The organism is Actinoplanes couchii, from assembly GCF_016862075.1.
GTDB classification, from domain to species: Bacteria; Actinomycetota; Actinomycetes; order Mycobacteriales; family Micromonosporaceae; genus Actinoplanes; species Actinoplanes couchii.
This window is the reverse complement of sequence record NZ_BOMG01000133.1, coordinates 18,054-31,039: the sequence shown is the minus strand read 5'-3', so window position 1 is coordinate 31,039 and position 12,986 is coordinate 18,054. Positions and strand designations below refer to the sequence as shown.

Genomic DNA, 12,986 nt, shown 5'->3' with positions numbered 1-12,986 from the left:
CGTGACCGGATCCACCCCGACATACCCGGCAGCCGGAGCCAGACGAACAAGAGCCACGAAAACACACTAAAACCCACGACCGCTTAGCAAAAGACCCAACTGTGCCAAACCCTGTACCGACTGTTCCTCTACCCGAACTCGGCCCACGAGAACACCGGCACCAACGCGGCCCCGGTGTGGCGGCACGCCGTCCAGTCGTCGACGAACTCGCCGCCGAGCACACCGACCCAGACCGGGGCCGAGGTCAAGGCCGGGAAGGTGTACGTCAACAACGGCTTCTGGGACACCTACCGCACCACCTGGCCCGCCTACTCGCTGCTCACGCCGAAGCTGGCCGGGGAGATGGTCGACGGGTTCGTGCAGCAGTACCGCGACGGCGGCTGGATCTCCCGCTGGTCGTCGCCGGGCTACGCGAACCTGATGGTCGGGACGAGTTCCGACGTCGCGTTTGCTGACGCGTACCTGAAAGGCGTGAAGGGTTTTGATCTGGAGGACGCCTATGCGGCCGCCGTCAAGAACGCCTCGGTCGCGCCGCCGAACGACAGCGTCGGCCGCAAGGGCCTGACCACCTCGATCTTCAAGGGGTACACCCCGTCGGACGCGACCGGCGAGGCGATGTCCTGGGCGATGGACGGGTACATCAACGACTATGGCATCGCGAACATGGCCCAGGCTCTCGGACGTACCGAGGAGGCCACCTACTATCGGCAGCGGGCGTTGAACTACGTCAACCAATTCGACTCGTCGGTCGACTTCTTCCAGGGTAGGGACTCCGCCGGGCAGTGGCGGTGGACACCCGGCCAGTACGACCCGGAGGTGTGGGGCTACGACTACACCGAGACCAACGGCTGGAACATGGCGTTCCACGTGCCGCAGGACGGTCAGGGCCTCGCCAACCTGTACGGCGGGCGCGACGAACTGGCCGACAAGCTCGACACCTTCTTCAGTACGCCGGAGACCGGGCTCAAGTTCGGCTCCTACGGCGGCGTCATCCACGAGATGACCGAGGCCCGGGACGTACGGATGGGCCAGTACGGTCACAGCAACCAGCCGTCGCACCACATCCCGTGGATGTACACCTTCACCGGGCAGCCGTCCAAGACCCAGGCCCTGACCAGGGAGATCGTCGACCGGCTCTACCTGGGCAGCGAGATCGGCCAGGGTTACCCGGGCGACGAGGACAACGGCGAGATGTCCGCCTGGTACGTGTTCGCCGCGCTCGGTTTCTACCCGCTGCAGATGGGCAGCGCCAACTACGTGATCGGCTCGCCGCTGTTCACCAAGGCCACCATCAACCTCGACAGCGGCCGGAAAGTCGTCATCCGGGCATCCGGCAACTCGCCGAAGAACGTCTACGTCCAGTCCCTGAAGGTCAACGGCAGGGCGTGGAACTCCACGACACTGCCGCACTCGGTCCTCGCCGGCGGCGCCACCCTCGACTTCACCATGGGCGCGAAGCCGTCGAAGTGGGCCACCGGACCGAAGGCGGTGCCGCCGTCGCTGACCCGCGGCTCCGAGGTAGCCAACCCGCAGAAGGACGTGACCGGCACGGTGACCACGGCCGCCCTGGCCGACGACTCCTCGGCGACCCCGGCGACCGTCACGACCCAGGAGTGGACACTGCCCGCGGCTGCTGAGGTCGGCCAGTACACCATCACCTCCGCAGCGGCGGCCGGCGCCGACCCGGCCGGCTGGAAACTGCTCGGCTCGACCGACGGCGCCACCTGGACCACACTCGACACCCGAGCCGAGCAGGCCTTCCCGTGGCGGCGCCAGACCCGCCCGTTCACGGTGGCCTCACCCGGCGCGTACACCCATTACCGCCTGGAGTTCACCGGCCCGGCCACCGTGGCCGAGTTGGAGCTGCTGGCGTCCTAGACGGCCGCCGACCGGCCCGGTGGCTGCCACCGGGCCGGTAACAGCCCGCTGACCGCCGCGTTGCGGCCGGCGCGGGTCAGCGGATGGGGCTCGCGGTGATGCGGATGGCTTCCATCTGGCGGCTCTGGCCGGTCGTGCCGGCCGTCGCTCCGCCGCACCTGCGGCCCTGCCAGCCGATGTTCTGCACGTGCGCGTCGTAGCAGATGTCCGCCGCCGCGGAGACGACCTTGATCGCTTCCATCCGGCGGCTCTGACCGGTGGTGCCGGCGACCGCGTTGTCGCATCGCTGACCCTGCCAGCCGATGTCCGCCAGGTGCGCGTTGTAGCAGACGGTTCCGTCGCCGAGCGAGATCATGATGGCCTCCATCCGGCGGTTCTCGCCGGTGGTGCCCGCGATCCGGCCGTCGCACCGCTGACCCTGCCAGCCGATGTCCGCCAGGTGCGCGTTGTAACAGACGGACACCCGGCCGAGGACCCGGCTCCGGTGCGCGGCAGTGGCCGCGAGTTCGGCCCCGACGCGATCCATGGTCGCCTGGTCGAATTCCCCGGCGGCCGCGGATTCGACGCCCGGCCGCAGCCCGCCGGCGGATGCCGGTCCGGCCGGTACGGCCAGGACCGTGGCGATCAGGAACGCTACCGCGGCACCGAACGTCAAGCCTCGCATGTTGGTTGTCGACATTGCGTCTCGCCTCCAATGGCACTCTGGGGTGTCCAGGTCCAAATTAAGACAAGAAATACGCTTTGTCCGGAAAACGGCATATATCAGCCATTCCTGGGCCGTCCTGCGCTCGATCCTTCCGACCGACAACGCCCCGGCGTCAGGGCAGCCGGCGGACGCTGTCGCCGCGGTCGTCGAGGATCTCGCGGTCGGCCAAGGGCTCGGCGAGTCGTGCTGTCGCCTCGTCGCCGATGCCGATCAGGGTTCGGACCGTGTCGTCGGACGCCGGATAGGTCACCCGCACACGGACCTGGCCGGGGCTCTCCTCCAGGATCGTGAGATGCCCGGACGGATCACCCTCGCCACGGATGTAGCTGACGGTGATCTCCCGGTCGCCGGGGCCGGTGCGATAGCCGGTCAACTCGGCCGAGGTCTCCCCCGCGCACCCGGCCAGGAGCAGAACCACGGCGGCGACCGCTGCGACGCCCGCCGCCCGGCGTGTCACCGGGCCGCTGACCGGCCCCGGCATCGATGAATTCACCCTGATCCCCTGTTGATGTGAAGCCGTCGACCGGGAACCGTAGATCAACGCGTCAAGCGGTCTGTTCCGCGATCTTTCGCAGCATCGCGATGTGCGAGCGCAGGGCCGCGCGCCCGGCCTCGGAGAGATTGAGCCAGGTGCGCGGGCGCTTGCCGACGTAACCCTTGCGGACCTCGACAAAACCGGCGTCGCCGAGCTGGGCGACCCGTTTCGACAGGGTGGAGTCGCTGAGGCCGGCCGTGTCGCGGACGAAGCCGAACTCGGCCCACTCGGCTGCGGCCAGGGTGGCCATGATGGACAGCCGGGTGGGGTCGAGCAGCAGCGGCTCCAACTGCGGGCCGCCGATCACGGCCGGATCCTCGCTGGTCACAGCCGGGCTGCCTCGCGGGCCAGAGTGCGGCGCTGCCACCACGGGCCACCGATCGCCAGCAGCAGACCGAAGACGACGCCGACGACGGCGGAGCTGTGCGGCAGGTCCAGAGCGGCCAGGGCCAGCATGGCGACCAGCGCCAGGGCCGCCCCGAGGAGCGCGAGCAGCCAGCGCCGCCCGGTCGGCGGACGCCGCACCTGCACCCGGCGGCCGAGCAGAGCGCTGCCCCAGCGGGTGCCGGCCAGCACCACCACCATCAGCAGGACCATGCTGAACCAGGTGCTGCCGGCGCCGGCCCAGGTGGGATTGAAGTCGGTGAAGACACCGAAGGCGGCGACGACGACGCCGGCGCCGATCCAGTAGCCGGTGGAGTAACCGCTCGCGGTCGCGCTGTCCTTACGTTGCTGGTCATAGCCGTCCAGCGCCTGGCGGGCTTCTTCGGGCGTAGGTGTCGCAGACATGATCCGTCCTCCTCGTCCCCGTAAGTGAAAGTACTTGCCTGAAGAGAAAGCTACCCCTTCTTTTCCGCTCCGGCAAGTAGTTTCTCCGGCGGTAGTTATGGCGCGGAAGCAACGAGACCCCTCTCCGGGCATCTCCCGAAGCTCAGCCCATCGCTGGTGAGGGCCGCGCGCCGCGGCGGTGGAGGTCGGTCAGGTGAGCGGCGAAGCCCTGCGGGGCGCGGCTGAACATCCGGCTGCTGGTGCTGACCGGGCAACCGATGTCGGTGACCACCCGGGCACCGATGCGCCGCATCCGTTCGATGAGGTCGCGGTCCTCGCTGTGCAGCAGTGGTCCGAAACCTCCCGCCGCCTGGTAGGCCGCCGCTGACACGCCCAGGTTCGCGCCGTGGGCGTGGCTGTGTGCCGTTCCCCGCACGGCGTCGTGGTAGCCGGTCTCGTAGACCGCCCGCACCTCGGCCGGCCAACCGGACCAGTCGTGCACCACCACCGTGCCGGCCAGCAGGCCGGCGCCGGCTTCGGCGTGCCGCAGCTGCCAACCGAGCCACTCGGGTGGCACCCGGCTGTCCGCGTCGGTGGTGGCCAGCCACAACCCGGCCGGGCCCCGGCGCAGCGCGTGCCGCATTCCGGCCGCCCGGGCCGCGCCCACGTTGCGGGCCGTCGTGGTGACCACGACGGCACCGGCCGCGCGGGCGAGCGCGGCGGTGTCGTCGGCGCAGGCATCCGCCACCACGATCACCTCCACCGGCACCGGAGCGACCGCCGTCGCCGCCGTCAGGACGCTGTGCAGGCAGGCGGTGATCAGAGCGGCCTCGTCGTGTGCGGGGACCACCACAGCGATCCGGTTCACACCAGTCCTTCTCGCTGTGCCACGGAAAGAACATCAGGTGGGGTACGGCCGTAGACCTCGAGCAGGAAGTCGGTCTCCGCCAGGAGAGTCCGGCGGGTGAGCCCGTCCGTCGCGGCCAGCACCGCGTGCACTTCGTCGCCGGAGCGGGCGTGCTCGGCCACCGGATGGCGCCAGTGCACGGCGACCAGGTCACCGCCCGGTTCCAGGGAGGCGACCGTCCGCTCGACGACGCCGGTCAGATCGTCGTCGCTGAAGTAGTAGCCGATCTCGGAGAGCACGATCAGGTCGAACGTCTGCTCGGGCCATTCGTGCGGCAGAGCGGCCCGGCGGACCGTCACGTGCGGCCGGGCGGCGACCCGGCCGGCCGCGATCCGCACGGCGTCGTCGACCGCGTCGACCGCCAGCAGCTCGTCGCAGCGGTCGGCCAGCAGCGCGGTGAGCCGTCCGGTGGAGCAGCCCGGTTCGAACGCCGACCGGTACCGGGGGCGACTCGGCGCGGCGGCGGTCAGCGCGTGCTTACGGGCGTCGTACCAGCGGTTCTCGAAGTCCCACGGGTCGGCGTTGGCGGCGTACATCCGCTCGAAGTAGTTGATCGGTGTGGTCGTTTTTGGTGTCGTCACGAGAACACCACCTCGAACGGCCGGGTGAAGCGGGCCAGAACGTGCGGCGGCAGGATCGCGGCGTCGGCCTCGGCGGGCCCGAGCGGTGCGATCTGGCTGGGAAAAGCCGCTATCGCCGCCACCTTCGCGGCCATCGCGGCCGGGGTCAGCGCGATCCGCCGGGCCCGATGCCACGGTACGGCGGCCTCGTCCGGTTCGGCCCAGTGCCAGGTCCAGATCGGGTACTCCAGCAACCGCGCTCCGGTGCTGGCGCATGCCGCGGCGGCGGCCCGTCCGACGGCCTCGTGATCGGGATGCCCGTCCTCACGCCAGGTGGCCAGGCACCAGCGGCCCGGTGTCAGCAGATCGGCGAGTGCCCTGGTCAACGCCTTCTCGTCGATGCCGCCGTCCGGGTGGCCGAGGCGGTGGACCGGCGCGCCGGACAGGCCGAGCCGGTCCAGGGCGTCGGTGGTCTCGACCCGGCGGATGGCGGCCAGCTCAGCGGGAGTATGGACGGTCGAATGCGGGTGCGAGGCCTCCCCGTCGGTGACCGCCACCAGGTCGGCGCGGCCGAGCATCGCCATCAGGCCGGCCACCCCGAGGATCTCGTCGTCCGGGTGCGGGGCCACCACCAGCGGTGGCTCGACGGGATCCAGCGGCAGATCCGGCCAGTCCCGCATCGCCGGCCACTGCTGCCAGCGCGTCTCGGGCGTGCCCGTCCCGACGATCGGCCTCACCACGGCTGCTCCCCCTCGGCGATCAGGCGGCCGAGTTGCTCCAGGTCCGCCTCGGCATGGCTCTGCCGCAGGTAGACGGTGAGATCGGCGACCCGCTGGGCGTGTTCGGTGTCGCGGCACAGCGGCCCGGCGCCGAGCATGCGCCCGGCCCGGCTGATCACCTCGGTCGCCGACGCCTCGACGGCGGCGCGGACCCGCAGGGCCAGCCGGTGGGCGTCCGCGGACGGGTGGGCGTCGATCGTCGCCGCCGCATCGGCCAGCATGGCGCGGGCCGATCCCAGAGCCACGTCGACAGCGCCGAGATGGGCCAGGCCGTGCGGGTCGAGGTCCTTGCGGCGGGCCGCGGCGGACAGGGTGTCGGCGATGCCGAGGGCTCCGCCGTACCAGCAGGCGGCCACGCCGATACCGCCGTGCCAAAAACCGGGCCTGCTGGTGTACGCGTCCGGATCGCCGACCGGCCGGGCCGGACAGTCGGTGAACCGGACGGTGCGGCTGTCACTGCCGGCCATGCCGATCGCGGGCCAGGTGCCGTCGACGGGCACGGCGTGCGGAGCCTCGTTACGGACCGCGAACAGGCGTGGCCCGTCGTCGGCCACCGCGGTGACCAGGGCGTGGGTGCACCAGGCAGCGCCGGAGCACCACGGGCGGTCGCCGGTCAGCCGCCAGCCGGCGGGGGTGTGCTCCGCGCGTACCGAAGAAGGAGCCGCGGCCCAGACACCCCAGCGCCGGCCCGCCGGGTCCGGCTCGGCATCGCCGAGTTCGGCGCGGATCGCCACCGCGTCGGCGTGCCCTTCACCGAGCCGGGCCGTCACCAGATCGGCCCGGCCGAGAGCCGCGAGGCCGTCGAATCGTTGCAGGGTCGCGCCGTGCCCGGGCAGCGGGAGATCCGGAGTTCTCATCACGTTTCGGTTCTCTCCCTCGCTCGGATCTCCCGGCCAATTCCCCTGCCCGGTCGCGGCAAACACCGACACACAGTTGTCGCGCCGGCGTCCCAGAGTGGGGCGCATGACCGAGAACACGACCATCACCACCGCCCGGTACTCGCTCGATCGGTGGCTGACGATGTGGAACACCGACGGCGCCATCGCACGGCAGATCTGCGCCGACGACTTCCGCATCCATTTCGCCATGACCGAATCCGACGGGTCGACGCCCGCGGACGACATCCGCACCGCCGAGGACTTCGCGCGGTACCTCGACTGGTGGCACGGACAGCACCCGGGCGTCGTCTTCACGAACATCGCCGATGCGATCGACGGTGACCACGGCCGCCTGCTGTGGGACATGCAGGCGGGTGACCTGCACGTGGGCGGCGTCGACGTGTTCGACTTCGCCGAGGACGGCCGGGTCCGACGGGTCTGGTCAGTCGGCGGACAGCGCAGCATGCGCAGCTGAGGCCCAACTCCGCCTCCGCCTCTGCCGGGCTCAGGGCCAGCTCCGCCACTGCCACTGCCTCTTCCAGGCTGGGGGTCGGTTCCGCCTCTGCCAGGCTGGTGGCCGGCTCTGCCTCTGCCGGGCCCCGGGCCGGCTCTGCCTCTGCCTGGCTCGGGGCCGGCTCCGCCTCTGGAAGACTCAGAACATGAAGCGAGCCGAGCGGCAGTACGCCCTTGTCGATCTGCTCCGCGGAGCGCGCCGACCGTGGTCCGCTACCCGGCTCGCCGGCGAGTTCGGGGTGTCCACACGCACCATCGAACGCGACATCGGATCACTCCAGCTGGCCGGAGTTCCGATCTATGCGGACCACGGGGTGACGGGCGGTTACTCGATCCTGCGGGAGTACTCATTGCCACCTCTCAACCTGTCCGCCGCCGAGTCGCTGGCAGTGCTCGCCGGGCTCGCGCTGCTGGAATCCTCGCCGTATCAGGGTGCCGCCCGCCGGGCACATGCCAAGATCGCCGCCGTCATGGACGAGGAGCACTGGGCGCCGGTGCAGGAGATCCTCGGGCGGATGCAGGTGATCGACGCCGTCGCGCCGGAGGACGGGGCCGTACCGCTCGGGATGCTCTCCGACGTGATCGCCGCCCGGCGCGTGGTGCGGCTCACCTACCTGGGCGAGGACCTCGCCACCAGCACCGTCCGCGACGTCGAGACGATGGGCCTCTTGCGTGCAGGCGACGCCTGGCTGCTCTCCGGTTGGTGCCGGCTCCGCGATGCGATCCGTGGCTTCCGCATCGAGCGGATCACCAGACTCGAGGTCCTCGACGAGGTCCCGCCACCACGCGACCCGGCGCTCCTCGAAGCTGATCTCGCACGCTGGCCGACGCGACGCCTCGGCTGAGCCGCGACCCATCCGGTCGCCGACCGAATCGTGTGTACAGCAGAGCTGTGATCGCTCGCGTGTACAGCAGAGCTGTGATCGCTCGTGTGTACAGCAGAGCTGCGGTCGCTCGGTTGTACCGCAGAGCTGTGATCGCTCGCGTGTACCGCAGGGCTGTGGTTGCTCGCTTGTACAGCAGGGCTGTGATCGCGATCAGCAGCGCGGCGATCAGGTAACCGGCAAGCAGGTCGGCCGGATCGGCGGCGAGGGGCGGCAGCGACATGGCGAAGATCGCGCTGATCCCGGCGATCCAGCTGCGATGCCGTTCGTCGTGCACTGAGGCGGCGAGGGGAAGCACCGCCCACAGGAGGTACCACGGCTGGACGACCGAGCCGAACACCAGAGCGGCCGCGAACATCATGCCGAGCGCGTTGACGGGTTCACGCCGCCCCCGGACGACGGCGACCAGCAGCCGCACCACGACGCAGGCTGCCACCAGGGCTCCGGCGAGGTTCAGCACGCCGACCGTGACCTCCGGTGACCACGGGGCGCCGATGCCACCGGCGAGCAGGCCCGATGCGGTGGTGGGCGCCATCCAGCTGTAGACGGCCGTGCCGGTGCGCAGTGCCGGGATCCACCCGAAGCCGGTGTATGCCGAGAGGGTGATCGTGCCGAGCACCGCGACCACCGTGACGAGCACCGCCGCCTGCCTGTGCCGTCGAACGGCCACGGCGATCAGGCACACTCCGGCGGCCGCCGCCACGATCTTGACGTTGGCGGCGAGGGTCATCAGGGCACTGCCGCCCAGCAGCGCCGTGACACCGGCGGATCCGGTTCGCTGCAGGCCGGTCAGGGCCAGTTCGAATCCGGCGAGCATGAGCCCGAGCATGACGGCGTCGTTGTGTGCTCCGGCGATCAGGTGCCAGAGGGTCAGGGGGTTGAGCAGGCCCAGCCAGACGGCGACGGTGGGCGCCACTGCGGTCCGCCGGGCGAGACGTGGCACGGCCCAGGCGATCAGGACGATGCCGGCCACCGCGAGCAGGCGGTACAGCAGGACGCCCGCGGTGAGGTTCTCCCCGCTGAGCACGGCCACCAGTCGCGACAGTGGGATCCAGGCCGGTCCGTACGGCGCCGGTGTGTCCCGCCAGTACGGGCTGACGTGCTGGGTGACGGCGGAGTCCACACCGAGCGCCTGGGCCGGTCCGTCGTGGTAGGGGTCGAGCCCGGTCGCGGCGGTCATGCCCTGTGCCAGGTAGCTCCAGACATCGCCGCTGAACAACGGCCGGGCCAGGAGCAGCGGCAGTCCCCAGGCCGCCATGATCGTGTACAGCTGGGGCAGGGTCGTCGTGGTGAGGTCGCGCCGTAGGGCGAGCCATTGCCTGACCAGCGCCGCCATCGCCAGCAGACCCGCGGTGACGGTCATCGCCGGCGGGATGGGCAGGCCTGCGGTGACCACGGCGAGCACGCTGGTGGCGATGGCGCCCGCGAGCAGGGGCTTCCCCGGTCGGGGTATGGCGTGCGCTGAGCGCTGTGGGGCCGGCCGGGTGGGTGACGGGCTGAGCAGCGTCATGCGTTATACCTCTCGTGTATACGCTCGGTGTGTAGCCTGGTGCGGTAAAGGCCTCCGGGCCGGTGCAGTGGCGCCTCAGCAGTTCCACTGCACCGGCGGAGGCCTTCAGGACCCGCGAGTCACTCGTCGCGGAGGTTGCCCGGGCGGGTGAGGCGGCCCAGGGTCGGCAGGGCGGCGGCGGTGGTGCCGAGCACGACCAGCACGGCGGCGCCGGATGTCGTGCCGATGCCGATCCAGTCGATGCTGACCGGGGCGTTCACCGCGGACATCAGCACCGCGGCCAGACCGCTGCCGAAGCCGATGGCCAGGGCCATGCCCAGCAGTACGGGCAGGGCCGCCTGCCAGAGCACCGAGCCGGCCAGGGTGCGCCGCCGGATGCCGAACGCCACCAGGACGGCGAGGACCTTACGGCGTTCCCGCAGCTGCTCGGCCACGTTGACGAGCATGCTGGCGCCGATGAGCAGCAGCAGCGCGACCGTACCGGCCAGCAGGCCCTCGCGGATGTCGCGCATGGCCGCGGCGAAAGCGCTGTTGCCGGGTTCGAGCAGGAACGCCTGCGGGTCGAGCCGCGCGGTGGTGTTCCGAACCTGCTCGACGGCGTCGGCACCGCCACCGCTCACGAGGGTGACCGCGAACTCGTCGGTGGTGCCTGGGATCGGAGTGCCGTTCAGCGCGGCCGGGGTGATCAGCAGCATCGGCTGGCCGTAGCCCGGGGAGTTCGTGGTGGCCCGGACCTGCCGGGTGACGGCGGGCGCCGTCCAGGTGGGGCCGTCGCGGAGGGTGTAGGTGCCCGCGGCCGCCGGGGCGTCGACGCCGTACACCTCGCCGTCGGTGCAGCCGGTCATGTCGGCGTACCGGGCGAGTGCCGTGCAGTCGCCGACCTTGATGGACAGCAGGGTGCCGTCGCCTTCGGCGGCGTGCGATCTGATGGTCAGCACCTCCTGGACACCGGGGGTGTCCCGCAGGGCAGCCGTCCAGGTCTGCTCGGGAAGGTCGTTCTGCGGCGCGATCTGGAACCCGGTCCAGCCCGACCCCCCGTTGTCGGCTGCCTTGACCTGGTTCTCGATGCCGGAGACCAGACCGTGGATGGCGATCACCCCGGCCACCGAGACGGCGATGCCGGAGACGGCTCGGACGGCGGTGCCGCTGTCGAGTTGCAGGCGTCGGACCGCGAGTTCCCAGGAGACGCCGCCGCCGCCGAGCCGGTTCACGACCGCGTCGACGAGCCAGGGCAGCAGCAGGGCCAGACCGATGAGCAGCGCGGCCACCCCGCCGGCGACCTGGATCTCGGCAGCTCCCCCTGACTCGACGTCGATGCCACTCGCCAGCGGCGCGAGCAGGCCGATGCCGAGGATGGGCAGGATCAGGCGCCACCACAGGCGGCGCCGGACGGTGCCGGACAGGCGCACCACTCCGAGCGGCTCGACGACGATCTTGCGCATGGCCGAGAGCGTCACCAGCACGGCTGTCGCGGGGACCGCGACGATCACCAGGACGGCCAGGGCGGGCACGGGCCGCAGGTCGGACAGGTAGAAGCTCAGCTTGCCCGTCGCGTACCGGCTGGTGAGCAGCCCGATGCCGACCGCGAGCAGGGCGCCGGCGAACAGGCCGAGCAGGGCTCCGGTCAGGGTCTCACCGGCGGCGATGCGACGGGTCATCGCGGCGTCGGCGCCGACCAGGCGCAGGGCGGCCAGGCGCCGGTCGCGGGCTTCGCCGCCGAACCGCACCGCACTGGCCATGAACACCATGACCGGAAGCAGCAGTACGACCATGCCGACCGCGGGGAACAGCAGCGAGATCGGATCGGGGCCCTCGTCGGGCACCCCGGTGGCACCGAAGGCGTCGACCCGGAAGGCGGACTCCTCGGTGAGGGTGTCGGAGCCCAGATAGAAGGCGAGGTCGGCGGGACCGGACAGGCCCTGTGCGCCGATGGTGCCGACGACGCGGGCGTCCCAGCGCTGCGCCAGCAGAGGGTTCTCCCGCATCAGGTCGGCGAGCGCGGGAGAGACCAGCATCTCGCCCGGCCCCGGCAGTGTGGTGACTCCGGGTGGCATCGGGGGGCGGGAACCCTCGGGCTGCAACGAGCGGCCGTGGATGGCGACGTCACCGAACTGGGAGCTGGCGAGGCCGACCAGGATCGTCTCGTCGCTCTTCGGCGGATCGTCGGCGCTGATCTGCTCGGTGCGGGCTTCGGTGCGGGAGCTGCTCGCGGCCAGCGCGGTGGGCAGGGTGGCCACCGAGAGGAGCACGGCGACACCGATGCCCACGCCGGCGGCGATCAGAGCGAGGCGGGTCCAGCCCGCCCGGCCTCCGGCGAGGCTCATCCGTGCCCCGAGGGCCAGCTCGAAGACCCATCGTTTCACTGCGGTCATCGGGCGAACTCCTGCTCGCGGACCCGGCCGTCACGGACCACGGCCTCGCGGTTCGAGTAGGCGGCGACCCTCGGTTCGTGGGTGACCAGGACGACTGCCGCCCCGGTCTCCCGGGCGGCGGCGATGAACATCTTCATCACCAGCTCCCCGTTGAGGGAGTCGAGGGCGCCGGTCGGCTCGTCGGCGAACACCACCCGGGGCTGGGTGACCAGGGCGCGCGCCACCGCGACCCGCTGTCCCTGACCACCCGAGGCCTGGCCGGGTCGTTTGTCGGCGACATCGGCCACGTCCAGGCGCTCCAGCCACGACGTCGCGGTGCGGTGTGCCTCGCGCCGGCCGACACCGCTGAGCCGCAGGGGCAGCGCGACGTTCTCCCGGCAGGTGAGCTCGGGCACCAGCTGACCGAACTGGAAGACAAAACCGAACTCGCCGCGGCGCAGCGTGCTGCGCTCGGTGTCGCTCATCGCCGTGAGGTCGCGGCCGTCGTAGACGACGCGCCCGGACTCGGGAGCCATGATGCCGGCGAGGCAGTGCAGCAGTGTCGACTTGCCGGAGCCGGACGGGCCCATCAGGGCCACCACCTCACCGGCGCGGACGTGCAGGGACGCCCCGTCCAGGGCCTTGGTCTCGCCGAAGGTCAGGTGCAGATTCTCGGCGGTCAGGAGGGTTTGCTCGGTCATCGGAATCCTTCGGGAG

Annotated in this window: 13 protein-coding genes and 1 pseudogene; 3 read left to right on the top strand and 11 right to left on the bottom strand. The window is 71.1% G+C overall.

Annotated features, from left to right (window positions below):
- Positions 1-87: 87 nt before the first annotated feature.
- Positions 88-1,878, top strand: a pseudogene (locus Aco03nite_RS50060) (GH92 family glycosyl hydrolase); the annotation flags it as partial.
- A gap of 76 nt (positions 1,879-1,954) precedes the next feature.
- On the opposite strand, the gene Aco03nite_RS50055 reads toward Aco03nite_RS50060, so the two are convergent.
- The 8 genes from Aco03nite_RS50055 to Aco03nite_RS50020 all read right to left on the bottom strand — a co-directional run bounded on the left by Aco03nite_RS50055 (position 1,955) and on the right by Aco03nite_RS50020 (position 6,990).
- Positions 1,955-2,533 (bottom strand): hypothetical protein, encoded by a 579-nt coding sequence (locus tag Aco03nite_RS50055; RefSeq protein WP_203809875.1) that lies wholly within the window; start codon positions 2,531-2,533, stop codon positions 1,955-1,957.
- A gap of 163 nt (positions 2,534-2,696) precedes the next feature.
- The gene (locus Aco03nite_RS50050) at positions 2,697-3,065 is read right to left on the bottom strand and encodes a hypothetical protein (RefSeq protein WP_203809873.1); all 369 of its coding nucleotides are present in this window, start codon (positions 3,063-3,065) and stop codon (positions 2,697-2,699) included.
- Positions 3,066-3,129: 64 nt separating this feature from the next.
- Complete coding sequence (locus Aco03nite_RS50045) at positions 3,130-3,447, bottom strand: winged helix-turn-helix domain-containing protein (RefSeq protein ID WP_239146099.1); 318 nt, start codon at positions 3,445-3,447, stop codon at positions 3,130-3,132.
- On the bottom strand, positions 3,444-3,908 hold the full coding sequence (locus tag Aco03nite_RS50040; RefSeq protein ID WP_203809871.1) for a hypothetical protein: 465 nt from the start codon (positions 3,906-3,908) through the stop codon (positions 3,444-3,446). Before Aco03nite_RS50040 ends, Aco03nite_RS50045 begins: the two co-directional genes overlap by 4 nt.
- Positions 3,909-4,050: 142 nt before the next feature.
- Complete coding sequence (locus Aco03nite_RS50035) at positions 4,051-4,755, bottom strand: glycosyltransferase family 2 protein (RefSeq protein WP_203809869.1); 705 nt, start codon at positions 4,753-4,755, stop codon at positions 4,051-4,053.
- A complete protein-coding gene (locus tag Aco03nite_RS50030) occupies positions 4,752-5,375 on the bottom strand; it encodes a class I SAM-dependent DNA methyltransferase (protein WP_239146098.1) in 624 nt (207 codons plus the stop codon). The genes Aco03nite_RS50035 and Aco03nite_RS50030 overlap by 4 nt, the downstream gene beginning before the upstream one ends.
- On the bottom strand, positions 5,372-6,094 hold the full coding sequence (locus tag Aco03nite_RS50025) for a PIG-L deacetylase family protein (protein WP_239146097.1): 723 nt from the start codon (positions 6,092-6,094) through the stop codon (positions 5,372-5,374). Before Aco03nite_RS50025 ends, Aco03nite_RS50030 begins: the two co-directional genes overlap by 4 nt.
- Positions 6,088-6,990 carry an acyl-CoA dehydrogenase family protein gene (locus Aco03nite_RS50020; protein ID WP_239146096.1) on the bottom strand — a complete coding sequence of 301 codons (903 nt, stop codon included), beginning with the start codon at positions 6,988-6,990 and terminating at the stop codon, positions 6,088-6,090. Before Aco03nite_RS50020 ends, Aco03nite_RS50025 begins: the two co-directional genes overlap by 7 nt.
- A 106-nt stretch (positions 6,991-7,096) precedes the next feature.
- Between Aco03nite_RS50020 and Aco03nite_RS50015 the strand changes: the two genes are divergently transcribed.
- Positions 7,097-7,486, top strand: a complete 390-nt coding sequence (locus tag Aco03nite_RS50015) for a nuclear transport factor 2 family protein (RefSeq protein WP_203809865.1) — start codon at positions 7,097-7,099, stop codon at positions 7,484-7,486.
- A 184-nt stretch (positions 7,487-7,670) separates the two neighbouring features.
- Positions 7,671-8,369 carry a helix-turn-helix transcriptional regulator gene (locus Aco03nite_RS50010; protein ID WP_203809863.1) on the top strand — a complete coding sequence of 233 codons (699 nt, stop codon included), beginning with the start codon at positions 7,671-7,673 and terminating at the stop codon, positions 8,367-8,369.
- On the opposite strand, the gene mptB is transcribed toward Aco03nite_RS50010, so the two are convergent.
- The 3 genes from mptB to Aco03nite_RS49995 form a co-directional block, all read right to left on the bottom strand.
- Positions 8,272-9,918 (bottom strand): polyprenol phosphomannose-dependent alpha 1,6 mannosyltransferase MptB, encoded by a 1,647-nt coding sequence (gene mptB / locus Aco03nite_RS50005; protein WP_203809861.1) that lies wholly within the window; start codon positions 9,916-9,918, stop codon positions 8,272-8,274. The two genes, Aco03nite_RS50010 and mptB, sit on opposite strands and share 98 nt — an antisense overlap.
- 119 nt (positions 9,919-10,037) lie before the next feature.
- Positions 10,038-12,290, bottom strand: coding sequence for an ABC transporter permease (locus Aco03nite_RS50000; protein ID WP_203809859.1), 2,253 nt, complete (start codon positions 12,288-12,290; stop codon positions 10,038-10,040).
- Positions 12,287-12,970, bottom strand: a complete 684-nt coding sequence (locus Aco03nite_RS49995; protein ID WP_203809857.1) for an ABC transporter ATP-binding protein — start codon at positions 12,968-12,970, stop codon at positions 12,287-12,289. Before Aco03nite_RS49995 ends, Aco03nite_RS50000 begins: the two co-directional genes overlap by 4 nt.
- Positions 12,971-12,986: the final 16 nt, after the last annotated feature.

What these genes read in the sequence shown, in the direction of transcription:
- Aco03nite_RS50020 (WP_239146096.1), bottom strand. Translation starts at nt 6,990, where the DNA reads ATGAGAACTCCGGATCTCCCGCTGCCCGGGCACGGCGCGACCCTGCAA.
- Aco03nite_RS50040 (WP_203809871.1), bottom strand. Translation starts at nt 3,908, where the DNA reads ATGTCTGCGACACCTACGCCCGAAGAAGCCCGCCAGGCGCTGGACGGC.
- Aco03nite_RS50015 (WP_203809865.1), top strand. Translation starts at nt 7,097, where the DNA reads ATGACCGAGAACACGACCATCACCACCGCCCGGTACTCGCTCGATCGG.
- Aco03nite_RS50010 (WP_203809863.1), top strand. Translation starts at nt 7,671, where the DNA reads ATGAAGCGAGCCGAGCGGCAGTACGCCCTTGTCGATCTGCTCCGCGGA.
- Aco03nite_RS50000 (WP_203809859.1), bottom strand. Translation starts at nt 12,290, where the DNA reads ATGACCGCAGTGAAACGATGGGTCTTCGAGCTGGCCCTCGGGGCACGG.
- Aco03nite_RS49995 (WP_203809857.1), bottom strand. Translation starts at nt 12,970, where the DNA reads ATGACCGAGCAAACCCTCCTGACCGCCGAGAATCTGCACCTGACCTTC.
- Aco03nite_RS50050 (WP_203809873.1), bottom strand. Translation starts at nt 3,065, where the DNA reads ATGCCGGGGCCGGTCAGCGGCCCGGTGACACGCCGGGCGGCGGGCGTC.
- mptB (WP_203809861.1), bottom strand. Translation starts at nt 9,918, where the DNA reads ATGACGCTGCTCAGCCCGTCACCCACCCGGCCGGCCCCACAGCGCTCA.